A 25,046-nucleotide genomic window follows, 5' to 3' on the forward strand; every position below is an offset into this window, starting at 1 on the left:
TCCAATCGAACCCCCAACCTGCCCGTACGGGATGTCCCCCATGGCTCCCGGCGGCTCCCCACGGGTCCCCATGGGCCCCCTGGAGTGCCCGTGACCTCAGATGACGATGTTCACCAGCTTGGGCGCGCGCACGATCACCTTGCGGATCTCCGCACCGCCCAGGGCCGCGACCACGGCCTCGTCGCCGACCGCCAGTGCCTCCAGTTCCGCGTCCGAGATCGTCGGCGGCACCTCCAGGCGCGCCTTGACCTTGCCCTTGACCTGCACCACGCACGTCACGGTCTCGTCGACGACGTACGCCGGGTCCGCGACCGGGAAGTCCTGGTGGACCACCGAGTCGGTGTGGCCCAGGCGGTGCCACAGCTCCTCCGCGATGTGCGGGGCCAGCGGGGCGACCAGCCGCACCAGGGCCTCGGCCACGGACCGCTCCAGCGGCCGGCCCGCCTTCGTCAGGGTGTTGTTCAGCTCGGTGATCTTCGCGATGGCGGTGTTGAAGCGCAGCCCGGCCAGGTCCGCGCCGGCCCCGTCGATCGCCTTGTGCAGGGCGCGCAACGTGTCCTCGCCCGGCTCCCCGTCCACCACGGTGACCCGGCCGGTCTCCTCGTCGACGATGTTGCGCCACAGGCGCTGCAGCAGCCGGTACTGGCCGACCACGGCCCGGGTGTCCCACGGACGCGAGACGTCCAGCGGACCCATCGCCATCTCGTACAGGCGCAGGGTGTCCGCGCCGTACTCCTCGCAGATCTCGTCCGGCGTGACGGCGTTCTTCAGGGACTTGCCCATCTTGCCGTGCTCGCGCTTGACCTGCTTGCCCTCATAGAAGTAGGCGCCGTCCCGCTCCTCGACCTCGGCCGCCGGGACGTACACACCGCGCTCGTCGGTGTAGGCGTACGCCTGGATCATGCCCTGGTTGAACAGCTTGTGGAACGGCTCCGCCGACGAGACGTGGCCCAGGTCGAACAGCACCTTCGACCAGAAGCGCGCGTACAGCAGGTGCAGCACCGCGTGCTCGGCGCCGCCGACGTACAGGTCGACACCGCCGTGCGGGGCGCCCTCGCGGGGGCCCATCCAGTACTGCTCGATCTCGGGGTCGACCAGCGCCGAGGCGTTGTCCGGGTCCAGGTAGCGCAGCTCGTACCAGCAGGAACCGGCCCAGTTGGGCATGGTGTTGGTCTCGCGGCGGAAGGAGCGGACACCGCGTCCGTCGCCCAGGTCCAGCTCGACGTTGACCCAGTCCTCGTTGCGCGACAGCGGGGTTTCGGGCTTGGAGGCGGCGTCGTCCGGCTCGAAGGTGCGCGGCGAGTAGTCCTCGACCTCCGGCAGCTCCAGCGGCAGCATCGACGCGGGCAGCGGGTGCGCGACGCCGTCCTCGTCGTAGACGATCGGGAAGGGCTCGCCCCAGTAGCGCTGGCGGCTGAACAGCCAGTCGCGCAGCCGGAAGTTGACGGTGCCCTCGCCGATGCCGCGCGCGGCCAGCCAGTCGGTGATCGCGGCCTTGGCCTCGACCACGCCCAGGCCGTCCAGGGAGATCCCCTCGCCCGCGGAGTTGACCAGCTCGGCGTCGTGGGAGACGAAGGCGTCGTCCCACTCGGCCGGGTCGGTGCCGCGGCCGTCGGTCGGCTTCACGACGCAGCGCATCGGCAGCTCGAAGGCGCGGGCGAACTCGAAGTCGCGGCTGTCGTGCGCCGGGACGGCCATGATCGCGCCGGTGCCGTAGCCCATCAGCACGTAGTCGGCGATGAAGACGGGGACCTTGTCACCGCTGACCGGGTTGACCGCGTACTCGCCCGTGAAGACACCGGTCTTGTCCTTGGCCTCGGCCTGCCGCTCGACGTCCGACTTCGAGGCGGCCTGCTTGCGGTACGCGGTGACGGCCTCGGCCGGGGTGGCGTGGCCGCCGGTCCACACGTCGTGGGTGCCCTCCGGCCAGGCGGCCGGAATGAACTTCTCCACCAGCGGGTGCTCGGGCGCCAGCACCATGTAGGTGGCACCGAACAGGGTGTCGGGGCGGGTGGTGAAGACGGTGATCGCCTCGTCGCCCAGCGGGAAGTCGACGCGCGCGCCCTCGCTGCGGCCGATCCAGTTCCGCTGCTGCAGCTTGATGGCCTCGGGCCAGTCCAGCGCGTCCAGGTCGTCCAGCAGCCGGTCGGCGTACGCGGTGATGCGCATGTTCCACTGGCTCAGCCTGGACTTGAAGACCGGGAAGTTGCCGCGCTCGGAGCGGCCGTCCGCGGTGACCTCCTCGTTGGCCAGGACGGTGCCCAGCCCGGGGCACCAGTTGACCGGCGCGTCCGAGGAGTACGCCAGCCGGTACTCGTTCAGTACGTCGGCCCGCTCGCCCGCGGTCAGCCCGGCCCAGGACCGGCCGCCGGGAACCTCACGGGAGCCGCTCTCGAACTCGGCGACCAGCTCGGCGATCGGCCGGGCCTTCCCCGCGTCCGCGTCGTACCAGGAGTTGTAGATCTGCAGGAAGATCCACTGGGTCCACTTGTAGTAGTCCGGGTCGATCGTCGCGAAGGACCGGCGCTTGTCGTGGCCCAGGCCCAGCCGGCGCAGCTGGACCTTCATGTTCTCGATGTTCGCCTCGGTCGACACGCGCGGGTGCGTGCCGGTCTGCACGGCGTACTGCTCGGCCGGCAGGCCGAAGGCGTCGAAGCCCAGGGTGTGCAGGACGTTGTGCCCGGTCATCCGCTGGTGGCGCGCGTAGACGTCGGTGGCGATGTACCCGAGCGGGTGGCCGACGTGCAGCCCCGCGCCGGACGGGTACGGGAACATGTCCATGATGAACTTCTTGGGCCGCGCGACCACGGCGGGGTCACCCGCCAGGTCACCGGTCGGGTTCGGGGCCTCGTAGGTGCCCTGCGCGTCCCAGGCGTCCTGCCAGCGTGCCTCGATGTCGGCGGCCATGGCAGCCGTGTAACGGTGTCCCTCGGCCGCCTCGGGGGCCGGGGTGTTCGTCTCGCTCATGATTCCTGAAGCTCCATCGATCGTCTCTGCCGTCTCTGCCAGCCCAAACGAAAAAACCCCTCGCACAGGAGGGGGCGCCGCGCCGATGCCGACCGTCTCGGAGGGTCGGTACTGATCAGCGCGGCTCGGTAAGCAGAAGGCGTACGGCACGCATGGCGTCAGAGTACCGCAGCGGCCGCGGCCGCCGCCGGTCCGTCCGCGCCCCGGACGGCGTGGAAGCGGACTGCCCGGTACCGGAGTGCCGGTACCGGTTCTCCGGCGCGGCGGCCTTCGGCGGCGGTCGGCGCACGGGTGTCGGGTTCGTCCAAGACAGCCCGCCAACCGCCGTGAACGCTACGACGACCGCCCGCACAGCTCCCCCGGACGCGGGCCGCCCCCTCGGAAGGGTGACGGGTATGACGCAGACGCAGTCGGCTCTCGACGCGGAAGTCCTCGCGGTCTACCGGGCCGTGCTCCTGCACCGCGAGCAGCGCCCGGACCGGCTGGCCGCGCGGCTGTCGATCTTGGAGCAGCGCGTACGGGAGTCGCTCGACCGGCTGGTGGAGCCGGCCCTGCTGCGGCCGTCCTGGGACGACCCGAGCGACGTCCGGGCGGTCAGCCCCGACCTGGGCCTGGGGATGATGCTCCAGCGCGAGCAGCAGGAACTGGCCCTGCGCACGCGGACGCAGCGGGGGATGGTGGCCGACCTCTCGGCCCTGGCCGGCGCGTCCAGCCGGTTCGAGCTCGGGGTGAAACCGGCGCGGCTGGGCTGGATCTGAGCCGACCCGGCGGCGGCACGGGCAGCCCCGCACAACGAGAAGCGGACCACCCGATCCGGGTGGTCCGCTTCTTCACTGTGGAGCTAAGGAGAATTGAACTCCTGACCTCCTGCATGCCATGCAGGCGCTCTACCAACTGAGCTATAGCCCCTTGCCTCGCTGTGCCGCCCGGCTTCCGTTTCCGGTTCCCCTTGGCGACGTCCCAAACATTACACGGTCATGGCCCCGGTCCAAAAATCGGTTTCCGCCGACCGCAGGCCATGCCCGGTTTGACCTCTTCCGTCACGCTGTCGCGAACTGGTAGAACCGCTTGAGCGTGCAGTGCTCGTCGAGCAGCCGGCCGTAGATCGGCTCCCCTTCCAGCTCCCGGTACGTCTCGATCGGGTCGCCCTTTATGATCAGCGCCCGTGCGCATTCCTCGCACCAGTACTGGTAGTCGGGGTTGACCGGTTCCATGTCCCGCACGATCGGCGTGCCGTTGTTGCACCAGTCGCACCGCCGCCGGTGTGCACCCATCCGTCAGCGACTCCCTCCCGCATCGGGCCGTCGTCTCCCCCTCCGGCCGTCCGATTCTGTCATGCCGGTACGGGCCAGGTCAGCAATCGCAAAGGGTACAAAAGCAAGGAGCCCGCCCCCTGTTGGGGACGGGATCCTGATTGTGGAGCTAAGGAGAATTGAACTCCTGACCTCCTGCATGCCATGCAGGCGCTCTACCAACTGAGCTATAGCCCCGCTCTCCGCCGCGCTCCCCCGGTCTCCGGTGTTCCGCGCTGCGAACAAGAAGAACTCTAGCCTGTGACCATCCGGAAAGTGAAATCCGGGTGGAAGCCCCCGCGGGGAGCGGCACGGAGCCGCTCAGTCGTCGTCGCCGAGCACCGGTTCCGGCAGCGTGCCGGCGTTGTGCTCCAGCAGGCGCCAGCCGCGCGCGCCCTCGCCGAGGACGGACCAGCAGCAGTTGGAGAGCCCGCCCAGGCCCTCCCAGTAGGACGACTCCAGGCCCAGCAGGCGGCCGATGGTCGTACGGATGGTGCCGCCGTGGCTGACCACGACGAGCGTGCCGCCCTCCGGCAGCCGGCCGGCGTGCCCGAGCACCACCGGCGCGGCGCGGTCGGCGACCTCGGTCTCCAGCTCACCGCCGCCCCGGCGCACCGGCTCGCCGCGCTTCCACGCCGCGTACTGCTCGCCGTACTTCCCGAGGATCTCGTCGTGCGTCAGGCCCTGCCACTCACCGGCGTACGTCTCGCGCAACGCCGCGTCGTGCGTCACGGTCAGTCCCGTGACGGAGGCGAGCTCTGCGGCGGTGGCCGCCGCGCGCCGCAGGTCGGAGGCCACGATGGCATCCGGTTTCAGCGAGGCGAGCAGCCGGGCGGAGCGGCGCGCCTGCGCCACTCCGGCCTCGGTCAGCTCGATGTCCGTGGAGCCCTGGAAACGGCGCTCCAGGTTCCACGCGGTCTGACCGTGCCGCCAGAGGACGATCTTCCTGGTGGGCCTGCCCGTGGTGGTCGTGCTCAGAACAGATCACCGTCCTGCTCGTCGTCGCCGGCCGCCTCGCGCAGCTTGGCGTGCTCCTCGGCCTTGCCGATGGTGAGCTTGGCGTCCTCGGGAAGCTCGATCTCGGGGCAGTCCTTCCACAGGCGCTCCAGCGCGTAGAAGACCCGCTCCTCGCTGTGCTGGACGTGGACGACGATGTCGACGTAGTCGAGCAGGATCCAGCGGGCGTCGCGGTCGCCCTCGCGGCGCACCGGCTTGGCGCCGAGCTCCTTGAGCAGGCGCTCCTCGATCTCGTCGACGATCGACTTGACCTGGCGGTCGTTGGGCGCCGAGGCGAGCAGGAAGGCGTCGGTGATCGACAGCACGTCGCTGACGTCGTACGCGATGATGTCGTGCGCGAGCCGGTCGGCCGCGGCCTGGGCGGCGGCGGTGATGAGCTCGATGGAGCGGTCCGTGGCGGTCACTGGCCATGCTTTCGGGTTGGCGGGCAGATCCTTACAAGGGTCTCATGTACCGCCGACCCCGCCCGCGCGGAGCGTTCCGCGCGGGCGAACCCGCATGTCAGAGCCGCGCAGCCGGGTCAGGACGCCTTGTAGTCCTTGCCCAGGACGACCACGATGTCCGCGTTCACGGCGTTCTCGGCCTTCTTGACGGCGGTCTCGGGCAGCCCCAGCGTCTTGGCGACCTCCACCGCCCGGTCCTTCTGGGCGTCGTCCTGGTAGGTGATCTGCGAGGCGGCCGCGGTCTTGTCCGCCTTGCCCCCGTCCACGAAGTCGTAGCCGCCGTTCAGCAGCGCCGCCTTCGCCGCGACCTGGGCCTTCTCGTCGCCCGTGGCGTCCTTCAGGCCGACGCGGGCGGCGGCTCCGGGCTGCCCCTCCGTGACGGAGCCGCCGAGGACCTCCTTGACGACCTTCTTCGTCGCGTCCTCGGTCAGGGCCCCGTCGGCCTTCACCCCGAGGACGTCGGTGCGGTACGCGCCCACCTTGGCGTGCGCGCCGAGCCGCGACAGCAGGGCGCCGAGCGTCTGGGCGTTCAGGGCCGGGTCGAGGATCTGCCCCATGCTCTCGACCGTCACCGCGGCCGCCTTCGGGTCGCTCGGGACCTTGCGCAGCACGGCGTACAGGACCTTGCCCATCCGGTCCAGCTGCTTGGCCTCCGGTTCGCCCTGGGCCTGGTAAGTGGCGTAGGCGACGGCCATCGGGCCGCTCAGGCTCTGCTTCTGTCCCTGGGCGACGGCCGGGGTCTTGGCCGCGTCGTCGGCCGGGACGGCCGTGTCGGTGTCCACCTCGATGCCGCCGACCAGCTCGACCAGGTTCTCCAGGAACGGCGTGTCCAGCCGCCAGGTGCCGCCGATGTGCGTGCCGAGCACGGAGTCGAGGGCCTCGCGGGTGCCGAAGCCGCCCTCCACGGCCTTGGCGAGGCCGGTCGCGGTCCCGTCCGGGCCGGGGACGCCGAGGGTGTCGGGCAGCAGGACGGTCGCGCCCTGCTTGGCGGTGACGTTGTCGACGAGCAGCGCCGAGGAGGTGCCGCCCTTCTTGGTGTGGTGCACGTGGACGACGATCATGTCGCGCTGCTGCGGCCCGGCGGCGGCAGCGCCGCTGTCCTGCTTCCCGGGGCCGTCGAGGAAGGGCAGCTTGCCCGCGTACCAGAGGTAGCCGAGGCCGGCGACGACGAACACCGCGAGGACCACGATCAGCGCCACCACCCGGTTGCGGCCGCGGCGGCGGGCCTCCTCACGGCGCTCGGTCCGGCTCTCGGTGAACTTGAGCCAGTCGATGACGTCCTCGGACTCGTCGTCCGGCTGGTCGATGAAGGCGAACATCTCGGTGCGGTAGTCCCGCCCCGCCTCGGGCTCGGCGTCGGGCCGGCGCGGCTCGGGGACCTGCGCGGACCGCTGCCGCTCCGGCTCGGGCTCCGGCTGGTGCTGGGGCTCGGGGGCCGTCTGCTGCGGGATCCACTGCTGGGTCTGCTGGGTCTGCTGGGCCTGGTGCGCCTGCTGGGTCTGCTGCGCCTCGTACCCGTAGGCCGGGGCCTGCTGCTGCGCGTAGTCCTGCGCGGGGTCGGCGTAGTACTGCTGCTGGGGCTGCTGACCGTACCCTTGCGCCTGGTAGTCGTAGCCGTACTGCTGCTGTGCGTAGTCCTGGGCGGGCTGGGCGGGCGCCTCGCCGTACACCGGCCGCCCGTACGCGTCGTAGCCGATGAGCTGCTGCTCGTGGGCGGCGTACGGGTCGTACGGATCCTGTCGGTCGTTCACCGAGGCCCCTCTCTTCCGGAAGCTCAGGCTCCCCGGTACAGCTCACGCTTGTCGATGTAGCGCACGACGCCGTCGGGCACCAGGTACCAGACGGGGTCCCCCTCGGCGACCCGGGCGCGGCAGTCCGTGGAGGAGATGGCCAGCGCGGGCACCTCCACCAGGGAGACGCCGCCCTCGGGCAGTCCGTCGTCGGTGAGGACGTGGCCGGGCCGGGTGACCCCGATGAAATGGGCGAGGGAGAACAGCTCCTCGGCGTTCCGCCAGGTCAGGATCTGGGCGAGCGCGTCCGCGCCGGTGATGAAGAACAGGTCGGCGTCGTCGTTCAGCGCCTTCAGGTCCCGCAGGGTGTCGATCGTGTACGTCGGTCCGCCGCGGTCGATGTCGATGCGGCTCACCGAGAACTGCGGGTTCGAGGCCGTGGCGATGACCGTCATCAGGTAGCGGTCCTCGGCGGGCGACACGGCGCGCTGGGACTTCTGCCAGGGCTCGCCGGTCGGCACGAACACCACCTCGTCGAGGTGGAACAGCGAGGCGACCTCGCTGGCGGCCACCAGGTGCCCGTGGTGGATCGGGTCGAATGTGCCGCCCATGACCCCGAGCCGGCGCTTGACCGGGCCGGTAGGCGTCTCGTGCTCTCCCATGAGCGCAGAGCCTACTGGCCCGGAGCACCCGGCGGTCCAGGTCGGGGCGACCTAGCGGTCCCGGTTCAGGCGCGTGGTGACCCAGAGCATCAGGAGCAGGATGACGAGCGCGCCGCCGCCGGTGAGATAGGGGTTCAGGCTGTCGTGGTTGCCGCCGTGCTGCCCGGCCCCCTCCGAGGCGAGGACGACCAGGTTGTGGGCGGTGGAGGAGAGGCTCATCAGGCAGGTACCTATCGAGTCGGGAGCGGGCGGAGACTTCGCTCACATCGTATGCGGGGGCCTGGGGCACGCTCACGCCGACTCAGGCGTTGGAGAGGATAGACGCAGGGCCACGCAGGCCGATCCAGGGGAGGGCGCTATGACGCAGACAGGCTTCGAGAAGGTGCCGGCGCGGGACCGCAGGAGGTTCCCCGGCATTTCCTCGCGGGCGTACGAGCACCCGGCGGACCGCTCGGCGCTGGTCGCGCTGCGCAAGCTGAGCGGTTTCGACACGGTGTTCAAGGCCCTGAGCGGGCTGCTTCCGGAGCGCAGCCTGCGGCTGCTGTTCCTGTCGGACTCGGTGCGGGTCGGCGAGACCCAGTTCCCGCACCTGTACGCGATGCTCCGCGACGCCTGTTACATCCTGGACCTGGAGAAGGTCCCGCAGATGTACGTGCAGCAGGACCCGAAGCCCAACGCCATGTGCATCGGGCTGGACGAGCCGATCATCGTGGTGACGACGAGCCTGGTCGAGCTGCTCGACGAGGAGGAGATGCGGGCGGTGGTGGGCCACGAGGTGGGCCACGCGCTGTCCGGGCACGCGGTGTACCGCACGATCCTGCTGTTCCTGACGAACCTGGCGCTGAAGGTGGCGTGGATCCCGCTGGGCAATGTGGCGATCATGGCGATCGTGACCGCGCTGCGGGAGTGGTTCCGCAAGTCGGAGCTGTCGGCGGACCGGGCCGGGCTGCTGGTGGGGCAGGACCTCCAGGCCTCGATGCGCGGCCTGATGAAGCTCGCGGGCGGCAACCACATCCACGAGATGAACGTGGACGCCTTCCTGGCCCAGGCCGAGGAGTACGAGTCGAGCGGCGATCTGCGCGACTCCGTCCTGAAGATCATGAACATGCTGCCGCGGACGCACCCCTTCACCACGGTGCGGGCGGCCGAGCTGAAGAAGTGGTCGGAAAACCGCGACTACCAGCGCATCATGGACGGCCACTACCCGCGCCGTGAGGAGGACAAGGACACCTCGGTGTCCGACTCCTTCCGGCAGTCCGCCGCGCACTACGCCGACTCGGTGCGCACCAGCAAGGACCCGCTGTTCAAGCTGGTCGGAGACCTCGCGGGCGGCGCGGCCGACATGGGCGGCAAGCTGCGCGACAAGTTCACGGGCGCCGGCTCCGGGTCCGGCTCCTCGTCCGGCAGCGGCCCCGAGGCCAAGGGCGGGGCTACGGAGCAGGGCTGACCGGCGCCGTCCGCGGGACCGCGGGCTCGGTGGCGGGCCGCGTCTCGGCGGGCTGCGTCCGGGGAGGCTGCGTCGTCGGCGGGGCGAGCACGCCGCACAGCCCGGCCGTGCGGCGCGGCCGGCCGGTGGCGTACGGGTCGCTCGCGGCCGGGCCGACCGTGGTCGGCCCGGATCCGGCCGGCAGCGGGCGGAAGCCGTCGGCCGGGTCGCTGGAGCATGCCTGCGGCCCGGCCACCACGTACGCCGACACCAGCTCCGCCCGCCGGGCGCCCAGGTCCTCCCGGTCGAAGCGCAGCCGCAGCTCGCGGCGGACGGTGAACAGCGAGGCTCCGTCGACCGCTGCGGGGGCCGCGGTGGCCGGGCGCACGGCGTACACGAAGGTGTGGTCGGTGAGCACCTCGAGGGCGTCCGGGTTCACCTCCGCGAAGGCGAGGGTGCCGCTCACCCGGACCCGGGAGTCGGCCACGACGGCGGTGGCCGGGTCGAAGCGGACCAGCCAGCCGGTGGCCGCGTGCCGGCCGTCGCCGGAGGGCGCGGTCATGCTGCGGTCGAACTGGTCCAGCTGGTCGGGGTCGAGCAGCACCCGCACCGGTCGGGAGGCCGCTCCGGCCAGGACGTCCGGGTCCAGCGAGGACTGCACCAGGTAGTCCTTGGCGATGGACAGCGCGGTGACGACCTGGGCGTCGGTGAAGTGGTGCGTGCGGCGCACGGCCGGCAGGGTGATCCCGGCCGCCCCGACGCGGTACGCGGCGGCGGGGCCGTTCGCGTACAGGTCGGCGGGCCGTCCGCCCGGCACGGCCTCGGCGGGGGCCAGCGGGACGACGGTGCTGTTGAGCGGCTCGGCGGGACCGCCGGGCGCCGGGACGTACGGGTTGCGCAGCCCCATGTAGACGGCGCAGGCGAAGGCCGTGGCGATGATCAGCACGAGCACCATGCCCTGGCGGGCGGCGCGGCCCGGGGTGCTGGTCCGGGGGGCGGAGCCGCCGGTCGACCACATCGAGCGGCTGCGGACGGCCCGGGCGTGCTCGCCCATGCGCTCCTGCGCGGAGAATTCCTGGAGCCGGGCAGCGCGGACGAAGTCCTCGTCGAACACCACCGAACGGAGCTCGTCCGACCGGAACTCGTCGTCACCCTCGGGGGTGCCGTCGGGTGGGTCTCCTGGCACGGCCATCGCTTCTCCCCGCTGTCCCCGCTCCAGAGAAGCCCCCGGCTCCGGCATTCACGCGAGCGGGGTCGTACTTTCAGGGTTGGCGGTCGGAGGGGTACGTAAACGCGCCGACGCCGGTGACTTCCCTCAGGGGCGTACTGGCGGGCGCGGGGGCCGGCTCCGCCTCGCCGGCGGCGCTGCGGTAGACGGCGCTGAACGCGAGCGCGACCATGCCGAGGCCCATCACGAAGGCGAGCACCCAGGCGACGGGACGCAGCCAGGGCGAGCGGCCGCGGTAGGGGCGCAGACTGCCGCCGTAGGCCCCGTACGGACCGTACGAGGCGTCGGCCGCGCCATAGCCCGGGTCGTGGTCCCAGCCGTTGTCGGGGCCGTAGCCGTCGGACCGGCCGTATCCGTAGCCGTCGTAGTCCTCGTCGCCCGTCCACCCTCCGGCGACGGCGCGGGCGGCTTCGGCCTCGGCGCGCGCCCGGTCGGCGGCCCGCTGGCGCTCTGCGGCACTCGGTTCATGGATCTCGGCGTTCCGGACGAAGGCCTCGTCGAACACCACGGAGGCGAAGTCCTTGTCCGCGCCTCCGCGGTCGTCGTCGGGCTTCCCGTCGTCCGGGAACTTGCCCCCCACGTCGTCCGGCACGAGACCAGCCTAGACCTGGGGGGCTGCTTTGGGCAGGGTGTGCGCTGAAATCCGGCCACTCCGTGTTCAGGCGACGACTACCTGACGTGACCGTCGCCCGTGACGATGTACTTCGTTGAGGTCAGCTCGGGAAGTCCCATCGGGCCCCTGGCGTGCAGCTTCTGCGTGGAGATGCCGATCTCGGCGCCGAAGCCGAACTGGCCGCCGTCGGTGAACCGGGTGGAGGCATTCACGGCAACCGTGGTCGAGTCGACCAGCTGGGTGAAGCGGCGCGCGGCGGCCTGCGAGGTGGTGACGATCGCCTCGGTGTGGCCGGAGGTCCAGCGGCGGATGTGGGCGACGGCGTCGTCGAGGGAGTCCACGACCCCGGCGGCGATGTCGTAGGACAGGTACTCGGCCGCCCAGTCCTCGTCGGTGGCGGGCAGGGCGGTGGCCTTGGTGTCCGTGGCGGCGGCCAGGACCCGGGCGTCGCCGTGGACGGTGACGCCGGCGTCGGCGAGGGCGTGGAGGGCGCGCGGGAGGAAGGCGGCGGCGATGTCGCGGTGGACGAGGAGGGTCTCGGCGGAGTTGCAGACGGAGGGCCGACTGGCCTTGGAGTTGACGAGGATCTCCACGGCCATGTCGAGGTCGGCCTGCGCGTCGACGTAGACGTGGCAGTTGCCGGTACCGGTCTCGATGACCGGGACGGTGGACTCCTCGACCACCGTCTTGATGAGGGAGGCGCCGCCGCGCGGGATGAGCACGTCGACGAGGCCGCGGGCGCGCATCAGCTCGCGGACGGAGTCGCGGGACTCGCCGGGGACGAGCTGGACCGCGTCGGCGGGCAGGCCGGCGCCCTCCACCGCGTCGCGCAGGATGCCGACGAGCGCGGTGTTGGAGGCGTACGCGGAGGAGCTGCCGCGCAGCAGGACGGCGTTGCCGGACTTGAGGCAGAGGGCGGCGGCGTCGACGGTGACGTTGGGGCGGGCCTCGTAGATGATGCCGACGACGCCGAGGGGGACGCGGATCTGCCGGAGGTCGATGCCGTTGGGCAGGGTGCTGCCGCGGACGACCTCTCCGACGGGGTCGGGCAGGGCGGCGACGTCCCGTACGTCGGAGGCGATGGCCGCGACCCGCTCGGGGGTCAGGGTGAGGCGGTCGATGACGGTCTCGCTGGTGCCGGCGGCGCGGGCCTTGCCGGTGTCGACGGCGTTGGCCGCGATGATCTCGGCCGTACGGGCCTCCAGCGCGTCCGCGATCGCCAGCAGGGCCGCGTCCTTGGCGGAGCGCGGGAGCGGGGCGATGGCGGCGGCCGCGGTGCGGGACCGCTGCGCGGTGGCGAGGACGGGCGAGCTGGCGGTGGCGTCATCGAGCGAGGTCATGCCGCCCAGGGTAGTCCCCGGCCGTCCCCCGGCCGATGGGGTTTCCAGCCCCCGAGACGGCCGCCGGGACGCGCCTGGCGCGAAGACCCGGGCTCCGGCCCGGCGCCTCGGCCGCGCCCGCGCCGCGAGGCCCGGGACTCCGCGCCGCGCGGATCCCGGTCCGGGCCGGCCCGCAGCCTGGGGCTGTGCCGCGGACCCCGCGCCTCGCGGATCCCGGGGGGCCGACCGTCAGTACGGGTGGACGCCGACCGGGTGGGCCGGGGGCGGGCCGTAGCCCTCGGCCACGCGCTGGTGGTAGGTGGCGCGGTCGATGACCTCCAGGCCGACGATCTCCCAGGGCGGGAGCTGCGCCGACGAGCGGTGCTCGCCCCAGAGCCGCAGGGCGACGGCCGCCGCGTCGTGCAGGTCGCGGGCCTCCTCCCAGTACCGGATCTCGGCGTGGTCGTCGGCGTACCGGCTGGTCAGCAGGAAGGGGTGGTCATGGGCCAGTTGTTCCAGTCCGCGCCGGACGTCCGACAGCGGGGCCGGCTTGCCGGAGACGCTCAGGGTCACGTGCCAGAGGCGCGAGTCGTGGTCCTGCTCGTCCCCGCCACCGCCACCGCCGTCACCGTCCCCCGGACCGACACTGGTCAGCGCTCGTCTCACCAGCCGCCTCCTGTCTCTGCCACGCGTGTCGCCCGCCTTTCACAGTTGACCAGCCCACGGCACGCCGCGCGGCGGTTTTGCCGAACCTCAGCCCTGGAGCAGGACCAGATCGTCCCGGTGGACGACCTCCCGCTCGTACGCGGGTCCGAGTTCCCGCGCGAGCTCTCGGGTGGAGCGGCCGAGGAGCTGCGGAAGCTCCTTGGCGTCGAAGTTGACCAGGCCCCGGGCCACGGCGCGGCCGTCGGCGGAGCGCAGCTCCACGGGGTCCCCGGCGACGAAGTCGCCTTCGACCGCCGCGATCCCGGCGGGCAGCAGCGAGCTGCCGCGCTCGGTGACCGCGCGCACCGCGCCGTCGTCGAGGACCAGGTGCCCCTGGGGCGTGGACGCGTGCTGGAGCCAGAGCAGCCGGTCCGCCGAGCGGCGGCCCGTGGCGTGGAAGTGGGTGCCGGTGGCGCGCCCGGCCAGCGCGTCGGCGGCCTGGCTGGCGGAGGTCAGTACCACGGGGATCCCGGCGGCGGCCGCGATCCGGGCCGCCTCGACCTTGGTGACCATGCCGCCGGTGCCCACCCCCGCCTTGCCCGCGCTGCCGATGGAGACGTGGGCGATGTCCTGCGGGCCGCGGACCTCGTCGATGCGCGTGGTGCCGGGCTGGGAGGGGTCGCCGTCGTAGAGGCCGTCCACGTCGGACAGCAGCACCAGCAGGTCGGCCCGGACCAGGTGGGCGACCAGGGCCGCGAGGCGGTCGTTGTCGCCGAAGCGGATCTCGTCCGTGGCGACGGTGTCGTTCTCGTTGACGACGGGCAGCGCGCCCATGGCCAGCAGCTGGTCCAGGGTCCGGTAGGCGTTGCGGTAGTGCGCCCGCCGGCTGGTGTCGTCGGTGGTGAGCAGCACCTGGCCGACGCGGACGCCGTAGCGGGCGAAGGAGGCGGTGTACCGGGCGACGAGCAGGCCCTGCCCGACGCTGGCGGCGGCCTGCTGCCGGGCCAGGTCCTTGGGACGGCGGCGCAGCCCGAGCGGGGAGAGGCCGGCGGCGATGGCTCCGCTGGAGACGAGGACGATCTCCTTCTCCCCGCCGCTGCGCGCCTTGGCCAGGACGTCGACGAGCGCGTCCACCCGGTCGGCGTCGAGTCCCCCGGCCGCGGTGGTCAGGGAGGAGGAGCCGACCTTGACCACGATCCTGCGGGCGTCCACGACACCTTGCCTAGCCGCTGACACGTCTGTCCCCTTGCCCCTTGCCGGAATGCCTGCCTGCTCAAATCTACGGGGTGGCGCGGGACGGCTGCGCGGGGGTTTCAGACCCTGGACCCCCCGGCCGCGGCGGGCTCGGACTCCTCGTCCCGGGCGGCGCCCGGGACGAGGATCCGGCGCGAGATCAGGAAGGTGAAGGGGATGGCCACGACCGCCGCGACCAGCGGGGCGATCCGGGTGTCCATCCCGGCCCAGGCCACCAGGGCGTAGAGGCCGGCCGACTGGACCACGTAGTTCGTGACGTTCGTCAGCGGGAAGAGGAAGAACTTCTTCCACGTGGGCCGGGTCCGGTAGGTGAAGTAGGTGTTCATGAAGAACGAGCCGACCATCGCCAGCACGAAGGCGAGCGAGTAGGCGGCGAAGTACGGCATCCACGGGTGCAGGAGCAGGTAGATGCCGAAGAAGGTGCCGGTGTTGACCCCGCCCACGAGGGCGAAGCGGAAGATCTGGCCGAGCTGGTCCTTGCGGCTGCTGTTCATCGCGCGCTTCGCTCCGAGCCGCGCTCGGCGATCGAGGCCTCCAGCGCACGGGCCGCGCCGCCCGTACGCGCCACGCCGTCCGCGCGCTCCGCCCCGTGCGCTTCCTTCACCAGGAAGTGCGGCCGGCGCTTGCTCTCGTAGTAGATGCGGCCGATGTACTCGCCGATCAGGCCGAGCATGATCATCTGCACACCGCCCAGGCCCGTGATGATCGCCACGAGCGTGACGTAGCCCGGGGACTCCACGCCGTTGGTGATCGCCATGGCGGTGATCCACAGCGCGTACAGGCCGGTCAGGGCGACCAGCGACACGCCGAGCCAGATCCCGATCCGCAGCGGCCGGTTGTTGAAGGAGATGAGGCCGTCCATGCCGTAGTTCAGCAGGGAGCCGAACTTCCACTTCGTCTCGCCGGCCTCGCGCTGCGCGTTCTGGTAGTCGAAGTGGACGGTGTCGAAGCCGATCCAGGAGAACAGGCCCTTGGAGAAGCGGTTGTACTCGGGCAGCGACAGCAGCGCGTCCACGGCGGGGCGCGAGAGCATCCGGAAGTCGCCGACCCCGTCGGTGAGCTCGACGTCGACCCAGCGGTTCACGCCTCGGTAGTACAGGCGGCTGAGCGCCGAGCGGACCTTCTTGTCCCCCTCGCGCGTGCGGCGGGCGATGATCTGGTCGTGGCCCTGCCGGTAGTAGTCGAGCATGGTCGCGATCAGCTCCGGCGGGTGCTGGAGGTCGGCGTCCATGATCACTACGGCGTCGCCGGTGGCCTCGCGCAGACCGGCGAGCATGCCGGCCTCCTTGCCGAAGTTGCGGCTGAAGGAGACGTAGCGCGTCCGGTCGCCGTGCTCGGCCGCGATCTTCCGGAGCTTGCCGAGGGTGCCGTCGCGGCTTCCGTCATCGACGTAGCAGACCTCGTACTCGACGGGCAGGGCGTCGAGGACCTTGCGGATCTCCACGTCGAAGCTGTCGATGACGGCCTCTTCGTTGTAGCAGGGGACAACTACGGACAGCTTCGACATGAACACTTCCTGCTGGGTCCGAACGGGTGATTGTCGGCGACCGGACCCGCCACTCACCTCTTCCTTAGAAGTATGCACGCCGAGAGTCGGCCTGCCGGAGACGAGTGCGGCGCACGGTAGCGTGGACGAGATAAGCGGAATGAGCTGAACGAAACGAAACGAAACGAAGGGATCGAGGTGCACGTGCCCGACGTCTCGGTGGTCGTCATCGTCTACAACGACGCAGAGCGTCTGACGACAGCAGTCCAGTCGGTTTTGGCCCAGACCCTGCACGGGGTCGAGGTCGTGATCGTCGACGACTGCAGCAAGGACCGGTCGTACGCGGTCGCCCAGGAACTGGAATCCGCGCATCCGGGGAGAGTGCGCGCCTTCCGGCTGCCGGAGAACAGCGGCGGCTGCGGCGCACCCCGCAACCACGGCATCCAGCAGGCCACCGGCAAGTACGTCATGTTCCTGGACAGCGACGACGTCCTCGAGCGCAACGCCTGCCGGAACATGCTGGACGCCGCCGAGCGCACCGGCTCCGACCTGGTCTCGGGGATGTGCGTCCGGGTCCACCTGGACAACAGGTGGGAGAAGACCACCGAGTGGTACCCGTGGATCTACTCCCACACCCGCACGCTGGAGTCGATCACCGAGTTCCCCGACCTGCTGGTCTACGACACCCTCTCCACGAACAAGTGCTACCGGCGCGCGTTCCTGCTGGAGCAGGGCCTGGAGTTCCCGGTCGGGATCCACTACGAGGACCTGCTGTTCTCCGCCCAGGCGTACGTCGCCGCCCGCCGCATCACGCTGATCCCGAACCGCGTCTACTTCTGGAACGTGGTCGAGAAGGCCGCGGCCAAGTCGATCAGCAACCGGCGCCACGAGATCGCGAACTTCGTCCACCGGATGGAGATCCACCGGCGCGTCGACGAGCTGCTGGCGGCCAAGGGCCACACGGACATCAAGTCCGCCAAGGACGCCAAGTTCCTCAAGCACGACCTGGTCCTGCACCTGCGCGACCTGCCCCTGCTGAGCGACGCGTACCGCCAGGAGTTCGCCCGGCTCGCCAACGGCTACCTCGCGGAGATCGACCCGGCCGCGTACGAGAACGTCACGTACCTCCAGGCCATCTGCGCCTACCTGCTGGGCAAGGAGGACTGGGACAACCTGCTCCCGGCCGCCGACGCCATGACCAACAAGGGCCGGCTCTCCTCCCCGCTCGCGGAGCGGGACGGGCGCGTCTACTGGTGCGGCGAGCACCTCGACGACGCCGAGGCCCGCCGGATACTGGACGTCACCGAGCAGGGCTTCCACACCACCCCGCTCCCCTCCCTCACGCTGGGGAACCGTCTCACCTCCTACGAGGACGACGGCCGCGGCAGCGTCACGCTCTCCGGCGCCGTCGTGAACCCGCTCGGCCGGATCCCCGCCGACGCGGAACTGAAGGCCTCGCTCGAGTTCCGGGCCCGCCGGCAGATCGGCGTGCGTTCTTTCAGCTTCCCGGTGGCAACCGTCCGGCACGCCGGTGACACGATCGAGTGGACCGGCACCGCCGACATCGGCAGCACCGTCCGCCCGCTCGGCATCATCGACGCCGTCTGGGACGTCCGGCTGAAGCTGACCGCCGGCAGGGACAAGATCACCACCCGCGTCTCGGCCGGCGGCGTCGACCTGGAGTCGGCGTCCCGCCTGCGCGTGCGGCCTCGGCTGACCCGGCTGGTCTCCGACCGCTTCGCGCCTCAGGTCACCAAGAAGGGCAACCTCTCCTACGTCCTGGCCGCCGAGAGCGCCGCCGCCGTCCGCACCCAGAGCCTGATCAACAACGCCATACAGGGCAGGGCGGCGAACGTGGTCAAGCGGGGCCTGCGCAAGGCCCTGCGGGTGCGCCGGAGCATGGGGTCCGGCGAGCAGAAGGTGAAGGTCTACCACGAGGTCTTCTCGAAGCTGCCGGTCAAGAAGGGCACGGTCGTCTTCGAGAGCCACATGGGCAAGCAGTACAGCGACAGCCCCAAGGCGATCTACGAGGAACTGGTGCGCCAGGGAGCCCCGTTCGAGGCGATCTGGTCCTACGCGGGCGCCCGCCCCACCGGCTTCCCCAAGGAGGCCACCCTGGTGCGCCGCTGGAGCTGGCCCTATCTGCGGGCGCTGGCCCAGGCCGAGTTCTGGGTCGACAACCAGGGCTTCCCGCTGGCCCTCGCCAAGCGGCCCGGCACCACGTACATCCAGACCTGGCACGGCTCCGCGCTCAAGCGCATGGGCTTCCACGAGCCCCGCACCAAGGCGCAGGGCCGCGCGGGGCAGGACCGGTTCCAGGCGGCCGTCGACCGCTTCGACCACTTCCTGATCCGCTCCGAGCACGACACCCGCACCCTCGCCAAGGCCTTCAGGCTGCGCGACGAGGTGCTGCTGCGCACGGGCTACCCGCGCAACGACGCCCTCGTCGAGGCGCACCGCGGCGAGGTGGACAGCGGTGAGCGGGTCCGCGGTCCGCTGGCGGCCGAGCTCGGCATCGACCCGGACAAGAAGGTGCTGCTGTACGCGCCGACCTTCCGGGCGGGCGCGGACGGCGCGGTGGAGGGCTTCGCCTTCCCCTTCGACGTGGAGGAGTTCGCCGACCGGCTGGGCGACCGCTTCACGCTGCTGGTGCGCACCCACTACCTCAACAGCGTCTCGCTGCCGCCGTCGGTCGCGGGCCGGGTGATCGACGTGTCGCGGCACCACGACATCACCCCGCTGCTGGCCCTCGCCGACGGACTGATCACCGACTACTCGTCCGTGATGTTCGACTACGCGGTCCTGGACCGGCCGATGCTGTTCTTCGCGTACGACTACGAGAAGTACGCGGGCGACATCCGCGGCACCTACTTCGACCTGAAGGAGAAGGCCCCGGGCCCGGTGGTGGCGACGGCGGACGAACTCCTGCAGGCGCTGGCCGCCTTCGAGGAGGCGGACGCCAAGTACGCGGAGGCGCGGCAGCGCTTCCTCGCCGAGTTCGGCGAGTACGACCGCGGGGACGCGGCCCGCCAGATCGTCGAGAAGTTCTTCACCAGGAGCGGCAAGTGAGCCAGCAGACCGCCACCCCGGGCCGTGACATCTTCCTCGTCTCCAACAACGTGGACGAGCTCGGCGGCGTGACCACCTGGTCCCACCAGATGGCCCGGCTGTTCACCGAGCGCGGGCACAGGGTGCACATCGTCGGCATCGCCCCGGTCGCCGAGGAGATCCGGCAGAAGCTGCCCGAGGACCTCCCCTACGAGATGACCACCCTGTACGACGCCCACCCGCCGGCGGCGCGGCGGCTGCACGGGATCAAGGGCCGGCTGAACGCGCCCGAGCGGCGCCGCCAAGCCGCCCGACGGGCGCGGATGCGGGCCAAGGCGGAGGAGCTGAGCGAGCTCTTCCGCGCCGCCCGCCCCGGCGGCGTGGTGATCGTCACCCAGGTCTGGGCGATGGAGTGGGTGGCGCTCGCCGACACCAAGGGGCTCAGCGTCATCGGCATGAGCCACGAGTCCTTCGAGGCCAGCCAGAAGTCCACCCGCGGTGAGCGGGTCCGCCGCCACTACCCCGAGGTCGACCGGCTGCTCGTGCTGACCGCCGAGGACGCGGACCTGTGGATCCGGTCGGGCATGGAGAACGTCGCCAGCATGCCGAACCCGCTGCCGTTCATGCCGCAGTCCCCCGCCCCGCGCACCGCGCACGTCGTCGCCAGCGTCGGCCGCCTCGCCTTCGAGAAGGGCGTCGACCTGTTGCTGGACGCCTGGGCCGACGCCGCCCCGCACCACCCCGACTGGGTCCTGCGGATCTACGGGGCGGGCCTGGAGGAGGCGGCCCTGCGGGCGCACTGCACCGCGCTCGGGCTGGACGACTCGGTGGAGTGGATGGGCAGCACGGACGACGTGCTGGGCGCGCTGCGCGGCGCTTCGGTCTTCGCGCAGGCCTCCCGGGCCGAGGGGTTCCCCATCACCCTGCTGGAGGCGATGGCGGCCGGTGTGCCGGTGGCCGCCTTCGACTGCGCGCCGGGCGTGCGGGAGATCGTCACGCACGGCGAGGACGGGTTGCTGGCCCGGCTGGGCAACACGATGGAGCTGGCCGGGCACCTGCACGCGCTGATGTCCGACCGCGAGCTGCGCGACCGGCTCGGCGACACCGCCTTCCAGTCGGTGCAGCGCTACTCCAGCGCCGAGATCACCGACCGGTGGGAAGCCCTGTTCTCGTTCCTCGAACGCTGACCGCGACGGCCCGGCCCCGTACGCGAAGCCGCCCGCCCCGGATGCGTCCGGGGCGGGCGGCTTCGCGTACGGCCGGTGGCATCAGGCCTGGTGGACGTCCTTGCCGGCGTCCGGGCGGGCGGCCTTGTTGGCCTCCCAGCCCGCCCAGGCCGAGGTGACCATCTCGCGGACGTCGTGCCGGGCCTTCCAGCCCAGCTCGCTGGTGATCTTGTCGGCCGAGGCCACGACCTTCGCCGGGTCGCCGGGACGGCGCGGGCTGATCACCGGGGCGTGGTCGTGCCCGGTGTTCTTGTTCAGCAGCTCGACCATCTCGGCGACGGAGACGCCCTCGCCGCGGCCGATGTTGACGGTGAGGTCCTTGTGGTCCTCGGCAGCCGCCCACTCGGCGAGCTTGCGGGCCGCCGCCACGTGGGCCTCGGCCAGGTCCTCGACGTGGATGTAGTCGCGGATGCAGGTGCCGTCCGGGGTCGGGTAGTCGTCACCGAAGATCTTCGCGCCCAGGCCGGCGTCGAACCGCTCGAAGACCATCGGCACCAGGTTGAACACACCGGTGTCGGCGAGCTCGGGGGTGGCCGCGCCCGCCACGTTGAAGTAGCGCAGGCAGGCCGTGGAGATGCCGTGCGCCTTGCCCGCCGCGCGGACCAGCCACTCGCCGGCCAGCTTGGTCTCGCCGTACGGGCTCAGCGGCGCGCACGGGGTGTCCTCGGTGACCAGGTCCACGTCGGGCATGCCGTACACGGAGGCGGAGGAGGAGAACAGGAAGTTGCGGATGCCCGCGGCCGCCACGGCCTGGAGCAGGACGGTCAGGCCCTGCACGTTCTCGTGGTAGTAGTACAGCGGCTTCTCGACCGACTCACCGACCTGCTTCTTGCCCGCGAGGTGCACCACACCGGTGATCTTGTGCTCGGCGATGGTCTCGTCGAGGACCAGCCGGTCCAGGACCGAGCCGACCACCAGCGGTACGCCCTCCGGGACACGGTCCTCGTTGCCCGTGGAGAGGTCGTCGAGGACGACCACCTTCTCCCCGGCGAGCAGCATCGCCCGCACGACGTGCGCGCCGATGTATCCGGCGCCGCCGGTGATCAGAAACGTCATGTGTATCTCCCTGGTCCTGTCCGAGTTCGGTGGGAAGAGCTCGGTGTGCAGCGCTCGCCGTGAGGCGAACGGTCGGTCTTCAGCCCGCCCCGTGGCCTGCCCGGGCCCGGTGGAGGCGGTTGCGTACGAGGTACAGCGCGCCCTCGGCACCGGGCGCGAGGCGCAGCGCGAGCGCGCCGGCCCCCGTGCGGTAGGGCTGCGCCAGCAGCACACCGTACCGGCTGCTGGGCAGCGCCCGGCGGCGCAGCAGCCGGCCCCGGGGGCGCAAGGAGGTGAACACCGAGGTGCCGTCGGCGCACTGCACGCCCACCCCCACGTTCCACGCCTGCATCCGGCGCAGCCCCCGGCGGCGGCCCGTCGCGGCCACGTCGCCCAGGCGGAACGGCAGCAGCGCGACCCAGCCGCCCTGCGGGTCGGGGCGCAGCTCCACGGGCTGGGCGAGGACCGGCTCACCGCCCGCGCGGGGCAGGAACCGCAGCTGCACGGTGCGCGGACCGGCCTCGGCGAGGCGCCCGTACAGGTCGTGCAGGCGGATCCGGACGGCCCTGCGGCCGGCCGGTTCGGCGTCGACGGTGACGGGCAGCCGGTCCGTCGAGAGCCCGGCCAGGCCCTCCAGCTCGACCGGGAGCTCCTCGCTCCACACCGGGGTCCCGTCCGCGGCGGCGGCGTACGGGGGCAGTAGGCGCGGCGGCTCGGCGGCCAGCCGGGTGAGCCGCTCGACGTCGGACGGCGGGCTCGCACTGGCGCGCAGCACCCGGACGATCCAGCGGGCGTGCGGCGCGGCGGCCTCGATGTCGGCCTCGGCGAAGGTGTCGAGGTACTCCCGGGTCAGGGTCCACCAGGCGGCCCGGTATGCGGGGTCCCGGCCGAGTTCGCGCAGGTACATGCGCAGGTCGTACTCGAGGAACTTCACCTGGCAGGCGCTGCCCAGCGCCGGCGAGGCCGCCGCGAGGGTGCGGGAGGCCGTGCGGTGGGCCTCGATGCGGGAGCGCCAGTTGGAGACGTCCTTCCGGTCCAGGGAGATCGACACCTGGGCGGCGGAGCGGCGTACGTGCCACACGTAGACGAGGTCGCCGATGACGGCGATGCGCGGGGCCGCGGCCAGCACCCGCGAGGTGAAGACGAAGTCCTCGTAGACGAACCGGCCGTCGGGGAAGCGCAGTCCGTGTTCCGCCAGGAAGGCGCGCTCGTACAGCTTGTTGACGCACAGGGTGTCCCGGACCAGCTCCGGGCGGTCGGCGGGCCGTTCGATGACGTCGCCGGGGGTGTAGAGGCCCGGCATCCACGGCACGTCGTGGTGCAGCGGCAGCTCGCGCCGTACGGCCGCGCCGACGGTCACCGCGGCGCGGTGCTCCACGGCGGCGCGCACCAGCGCCTCGGCCGCGCCCGCCGGCAGGACGTCGTCGCTGTCGAGGAACAGGACGTACGGGGAGGCCGCGGCGGCGATCCCGTCGTTGCGCGGGGTGCCGCAGCCCCCGCTGTTCTCCGTGCGGTGCACGACCTTCAGGCGGGGGTGGGCGGCGGCCAGCTCGTCCAGCACCCGCGCGGTGCCGTCGGACGACGCGTCGTTCACGGCGATGACCTCGGCGACCACCGGGCCCTGGGCGAGGGCCGAGGAGACGGCCTCGCCCACGAGCCCGGCGTCGTTGTACGCGATCACCACGACGGAAACGGTGGGGAGGTTGGTGCTGTTCACCTGGTGGATCCTAGGCGACCGGTGTAAAGACGCCTTCAAGGCCGCCGGGAGGCCCCTGGGGAAAGGGGACTAGAACGGCCGGAACTCGTCGTACTCCTGCTGCGCCGAGTCCCCGCGCTTGGCTTCCTTCTCCTTGCGGCGCGTGGTGGCCGGGCGCGGAGCCTCCAGACGGTGGTCCTCGCCACGGCGGCCCAGCATCTCAGCGCCGGCCATCATGGTCGGCTCCCAGTCGAAGACGACCGCGTTCTCGTCGGAGCCGATGGCCACGCCGTCACCGGCGCGGGCGCCTGCCTTCTTCAGGGCGTCCTCGACGCCCAGGCGGTTGAGGCGGTCGGCGAGGTAGCCCACGGCCTCGTCGTTGTTGAAGTCGGTCTGGCGCACCCAGCGCTCCGGCTTCTCGCCGCGCACGTTGTAGACGTCCTCGACCTCGTCGTAGGTGACGGTGAAGCCGGCGTCGTCCACGGCCTTCGGGCGGATGACGATGCGGGTCGCCTCCTGCTTCGGCTTGCGGGCACGGGCCTTGGCGATGACCTCGGCGAGGAAGAAGGAGAGCTCCTTCAGACCCGTACGGGCGACCGCGGAGACCTCGAAGACCTTGTAGCCGCGCGCTTCCAGGTCCGGGCGGACCATGTCGGCGAGCTCCTGGCCGTCCGGGATGTCGACCTTGTTCAGGACGACGAGGCGCGGGCGCTTCTCGAGCCCCCCGCCGTAGAGCCTGAGCTCCTCCTCGATGACGTCGAGGTCGGCGATCGGGTCGCGGTCGGACTCCAGGGTGGCGGTGTCCAGGACATGCACGAGCACCGAGCAGCGCTCGACGTGCCGCAGGAACTCCAGGCCCAGGCCCCGGCCCTGGCTGGCGCCCGGGATGAGGCCGGGGACGTCGGCGATCGTGTAGACGGTCGAGCCGGCCGTGACGACGCCCAGGTTCGGGACCAGGGTGGTGAAGGGGTAGTCCGCGATCTTCGGCTTGGCCGAGGAGAGCACCGAGATCAGCGAGGACTTGCCGGCGCTCGGGAAGCCGACCAGCGCCACGTCGGCGACGGTCTTCAGCTCCAGGACGATGTCGCCGGTGGTGCCGGGGACGCCGAGGAGCGCGAAGCCGGGCGCCTTGCGGCGGGCGGAGGAGAGCGCGGCGTTGCCGAGGCCGCCGCGGCCGCCCTCGGCGGCGACGTAGGTGGTGCCCTGGCCGACCAGGTCGGCGAGGACGTTGCCCTCCTTGTCGAGGACGACGGTGCCGTCCGGCACGGGCAGGACCAGGTCCTGGCCGTCCTTGCCGGAGCGGTTGCCGCCCTCGCCGGGCTTGCCGTTGGTGGCCTTGCGGTGGGGGCTGTGGTGGTAGTCCAGCAGGGTGGTGACCGCCTGCTCGACGACCAGGATCACATCGCCGCCACGGCCGCCGTTGCCGCCGTCGGGGCCGCCGAGCGGCTTGAACTTCTCCCGGTGAACGGAGGCGCAGCCGTGGCCCCCGTTACCCGCGGCGACGTGCAGCTCGACGCGGTCCACGAAGGTGGTCATGGGTGTTCCTCCAGATACATACGGGAAATGTCCCGGGCAGGCCTTGCTGCCCATTAAACGTGTCTATGTGACAACGCGCCGAGGGCGGACCTCTCTTCCCGGCTCACGCCGGGAAGAGCTGAGATCCGCCCTCGGGAAGTTACGAACGCTCGATCAGCCGAAGCTGGATCAGGCGGCCGGAACGATGTTGACGACCTTGCGGCCACGGTGCGTGCCGAACTCGACGGCACCGGCCTGCAGCGCGAACAGCGTGTCGTCGCCGCCACGGCCGACGCCCGCGCCCGGGTGGAAGTGGGTGCCGCGCTGGCGGACGAGGATCTCACCAGCGGAGACGACCTGACCGCCGAAGCGCTTCACGCCGAGCCGCTGGGCATTGGAGTCGCGCCCGTTCCGGGTGGACGATGCGCCCTTCTTGTGTGCCAT

General features: G+C 71.5%; 22 protein-coding genes and 2 tRNA genes. 4 read left to right on the forward strand and 20 right to left on the reverse strand.

Translation table 11 applies throughout. From position 1 onward, the window contains the following. Positions 1-96: 96 nt before the first annotated feature. Positions 97-2,967 (reverse strand): leucine--tRNA ligase, encoded by a 2,871-nt coding sequence (leuS, locus tag BGK67_RS13015; RefSeq protein WP_069920245.1) that lies wholly within the window; start codon positions 2,965-2,967, stop codon positions 97-99. Positions 2,968-3,362: 395 nt separating this feature from the next. Here leuS and BGK67_RS13020 point away from each other — a divergent pair, with 395 nt between their 5' ends. Further along, on the forward strand, positions 3,363-3,725 hold the full coding sequence (locus BGK67_RS13020; RefSeq protein ID WP_069920246.1) for a hypothetical protein: 363 nt from the start codon (positions 3,363-3,365) through the stop codon (positions 3,723-3,725). A gap of 78 nt (positions 3,726-3,803) precedes the next feature. Here the strand turns inward: BGK67_RS13020 and BGK67_RS13025 are convergent. The 8 genes from BGK67_RS13025 to BGK67_RS38855 all read right to left on the reverse strand — a co-directional run bounded on the left by BGK67_RS13025 (position 3,804) and on the right by BGK67_RS38855 (position 8,330). After that, positions 3,804-3,876: transfer RNA gene (locus BGK67_RS13025), tRNA-Ala, on the reverse strand. 131 nt (positions 3,877-4,007) lie between these two features. Beyond that, a complete protein-coding gene (locus tag BGK67_RS13030) occupies positions 4,008-4,241 on the reverse strand; it encodes a hypothetical protein (RefSeq protein WP_069920247.1) in 234 nt (77 codons plus the stop codon). A 143-nt stretch (positions 4,242-4,384) separates the two neighbouring features. Further along, positions 4,385-4,457 (reverse strand) — tRNA-Ala (locus tag BGK67_RS13035). A gap of 123 nt (positions 4,458-4,580) precedes the next feature. Then, positions 4,581-5,237, reverse strand: coding sequence for a histidine phosphatase family protein (locus tag BGK67_RS13040; RefSeq protein WP_069920248.1), 657 nt, complete (start codon positions 5,235-5,237; stop codon positions 4,581-4,583). Further along, a complete protein-coding gene (gene rsfS, locus BGK67_RS13045; RefSeq protein WP_069920249.1) occupies positions 5,234-5,680 on the reverse strand; it encodes a ribosome silencing factor in 447 nt (148 codons plus the stop codon). The genes BGK67_RS13040 and rsfS overlap by 4 nt, the downstream gene beginning before the upstream one ends. 116 nt (positions 5,681-5,796) lie before the next feature. Beyond that, the gene (locus tag BGK67_RS13050) at positions 5,797-7,470 is read right to left on the reverse strand and encodes an LCP family protein (protein WP_069920250.1); all 1,674 of its coding nucleotides are present in this window, start codon (positions 7,468-7,470) and stop codon (positions 5,797-5,799) included. 23 nt (positions 7,471-7,493) lie between these two features. Then, entirely contained in the window at positions 7,494-8,111 is a 618-nt protein-coding gene (nadD, locus tag BGK67_RS13055; RefSeq protein ID WP_069920251.1) for a nicotinate-nucleotide adenylyltransferase, read from the reverse strand. Positions 8,112-8,162: 51 nt separating this feature from the next. Continuing rightward, positions 8,163-8,330: a hypothetical protein gene (locus BGK67_RS38855; RefSeq protein ID WP_167739571.1), complete on the reverse strand. Its 168-nt coding sequence runs from the start codon at positions 8,328-8,330 to the stop codon at positions 8,163-8,165. Positions 8,331-8,469: 139 nt separating this feature from the next. On the opposite strand from BGK67_RS38855, the gene BGK67_RS13060 reads away from it, so the two are divergent. Next, entirely contained in the window at positions 8,470-9,558 is a 1,089-nt protein-coding gene (locus BGK67_RS13060; RefSeq protein ID WP_069920252.1) for a M48 family metallopeptidase, read from the forward strand. On the opposite strand, the gene BGK67_RS13065 is transcribed toward BGK67_RS13060, so the two are convergent. From BGK67_RS13065 to BGK67_RS13095, 7 genes are all read right to left on the reverse strand, one after another. Beyond that, a complete protein-coding gene (locus BGK67_RS13065; protein WP_069920253.1) occupies positions 9,542-10,729 on the reverse strand; it encodes an SCO2583 family membrane protein in 1,188 nt (395 codons plus the stop codon). The two genes, BGK67_RS13060 and BGK67_RS13065, sit on opposite strands and share 17 nt — an antisense overlap. Before the next feature lie 70 nt (positions 10,730-10,799). Continuing rightward, positions 10,800-11,357: an SCO2584 family spore wall biosynthesis protein gene (locus BGK67_RS13070; protein WP_069920254.1), complete on the reverse strand. Its 558-nt coding sequence runs from the start codon at positions 11,355-11,357 to the stop codon at positions 10,800-10,802. A gap of 77 nt (positions 11,358-11,434) precedes the next feature. After that, on the reverse strand, positions 11,435-12,718 hold the full coding sequence (locus BGK67_RS13075) for a glutamate-5-semialdehyde dehydrogenase (RefSeq protein ID WP_069920255.1): 1,284 nt from the start codon (positions 12,716-12,718) through the stop codon (positions 11,435-11,437). 228 nt (positions 12,719-12,946) lie between these two features. Beyond that, a complete protein-coding gene (locus BGK67_RS13080) occupies positions 12,947-13,366 on the reverse strand; it encodes a hypothetical protein (RefSeq protein ID WP_069920256.1) in 420 nt (139 codons plus the stop codon). Between the two features lie 84 nt (positions 13,367-13,450). Further along, positions 13,451-14,578: a glutamate 5-kinase gene (proB, locus tag BGK67_RS13085; protein ID WP_069920257.1), complete on the reverse strand. Its 1,128-nt coding sequence runs from the start codon at positions 14,576-14,578 to the stop codon at positions 13,451-13,453. Positions 14,579-14,655: 77 nt separating this feature from the next. Then, positions 14,656-15,090: a GtrA family protein gene (locus tag BGK67_RS13090; protein ID WP_069920258.1), complete on the reverse strand. Its 435-nt coding sequence runs from the start codon at positions 15,088-15,090 to the stop codon at positions 14,656-14,658. Further along, complete coding sequence (locus tag BGK67_RS13095) at positions 15,087-16,103, reverse strand: glycosyltransferase family 2 protein (protein WP_069920259.1); 1,017 nt, start codon at positions 16,101-16,103, stop codon at positions 15,087-15,089. Before BGK67_RS13095 ends, BGK67_RS13090 begins: the two co-directional genes overlap by 4 nt. A 177-nt stretch (positions 16,104-16,280) precedes the next feature. Between BGK67_RS13095 and BGK67_RS13100 the strand changes: the two genes are divergently transcribed. Next, a complete protein-coding gene (locus BGK67_RS13100; protein ID WP_069920260.1) occupies positions 16,281-19,151 on the forward strand; it encodes a bifunctional glycosyltransferase/CDP-glycerol:glycerophosphate glycerophosphotransferase in 2,871 nt (956 codons plus the stop codon). Then, entirely contained in the window at positions 19,148-20,317 is a 1,170-nt protein-coding gene (locus BGK67_RS13105; RefSeq protein ID WP_069920261.1) for a glycosyltransferase, read from the forward strand. The genes BGK67_RS13100 and BGK67_RS13105 overlap by 4 nt, the downstream gene beginning before the upstream one ends. Before the next feature lie 81 nt (positions 20,318-20,398). On the opposite strand, the gene galE is transcribed toward BGK67_RS13105, so the two are convergent. The 4 genes from galE to rpmA form a co-directional block, all read right to left on the reverse strand. Further along, positions 20,399-21,412 (reverse strand): UDP-glucose 4-epimerase GalE, encoded by a 1,014-nt coding sequence (gene galE, locus BGK67_RS13110; protein ID WP_069920262.1) that lies wholly within the window; start codon positions 21,410-21,412, stop codon positions 20,399-20,401. Between the two features lie 79 nt (positions 21,413-21,491). Next, complete coding sequence (locus tag BGK67_RS13115) at positions 21,492-23,108, reverse strand: glycosyltransferase family 2 protein (RefSeq protein ID WP_069920263.1); 1,617 nt, start codon at positions 23,106-23,108, stop codon at positions 21,492-21,494. A gap of 69 nt (positions 23,109-23,177) precedes the next feature. Continuing rightward, a complete protein-coding gene (gene obgE, locus BGK67_RS13120) occupies positions 23,178-24,623 on the reverse strand; it encodes a GTPase ObgE (protein WP_069920264.1) in 1,446 nt (481 codons plus the stop codon). Between the two features lie 168 nt (positions 24,624-24,791). Then, positions 24,792-25,046, reverse strand: coding sequence for a 50S ribosomal protein L27 (gene rpmA, locus BGK67_RS13125; protein WP_069920265.1), 255 nt, complete (start codon positions 25,044-25,046; stop codon positions 24,792-24,794).

Origin of the sequence: Streptomyces subrutilus (assembly GCF_001746425.1) — a bacterium.
Lineage (GTDB): Bacteria > Actinomycetota > Actinomycetes > Streptomycetales > Streptomycetaceae > Streptomyces > Streptomyces subrutilus_A.

Excerpts from the sequence above, each read along its gene's own strand:
- leuS (WP_069920245.1), bottom strand. The coding sequence starts at position 2,967 with ATGAGCGAGACGAACACCCCGGCCCCCGAGGCGGCCGAGGGACACCGT.
- BGK67_RS13020 (WP_069920246.1), top strand. The coding sequence starts at position 3,363 with ATGACGCAGACGCAGTCGGCTCTCGACGCGGAAGTCCTCGCGGTCTAC.
- BGK67_RS13030 (WP_069920247.1), bottom strand. The coding sequence starts at position 4,241 with ATGGGTGCACACCGGCGGCGGTGCGACTGGTGCAACAACGGCACGCCG.
- nadD (WP_069920251.1), bottom strand. The coding sequence starts at position 8,111 with ATGGGAGAGCACGAGACGCCTACCGGCCCGGTCAAGCGCCGGCTCGGG.
- BGK67_RS38855 (WP_167739571.1), bottom strand. The coding sequence starts at position 8,330 with ATGAGCCTCTCCTCCACCGCCCACAACCTGGTCGTCCTCGCCTCGGAG.
- BGK67_RS13060 (WP_069920252.1), top strand. The coding sequence starts at position 8,470 with ATGACGCAGACAGGCTTCGAGAAGGTGCCGGCGCGGGACCGCAGGAGG.
- BGK67_RS13065 (WP_069920253.1), bottom strand. The coding sequence starts at position 10,729 with ATGGCCGTGCCAGGAGACCCACCCGACGGCACCCCCGAGGGTGACGAC.
- BGK67_RS13075 (WP_069920255.1), bottom strand. The coding sequence starts at position 12,718 with ATGACCTCGCTCGATGACGCCACCGCCAGCTCGCCCGTCCTCGCCACC.
- BGK67_RS13090 (WP_069920258.1), bottom strand. The coding sequence starts at position 15,090 with ATGAACAGCAGCCGCAAGGACCAGCTCGGCCAGATCTTCCGCTTCGCC.
- BGK67_RS13095 (WP_069920259.1), bottom strand. The coding sequence starts at position 16,103 with ATGTCGAAGCTGTCCGTAGTTGTCCCCTGCTACAACGAAGAGGCCGTC.
- galE (WP_069920262.1), bottom strand. The coding sequence starts at position 21,412 with ATGACGTTTCTGATCACCGGCGGCGCCGGATACATCGGCGCGCACGTC.
- obgE (WP_069920264.1), bottom strand. The coding sequence starts at position 24,623 with ATGACCACCTTCGTGGACCGCGTCGAGCTGCACGTCGCCGCGGGTAAC.
- rpmA (WP_069920265.1), bottom strand. The coding sequence starts at position 25,046 with ATGGCACACAAGAAGGGCGCATCGTCCACCCGGAACGGGCGCGACTCC.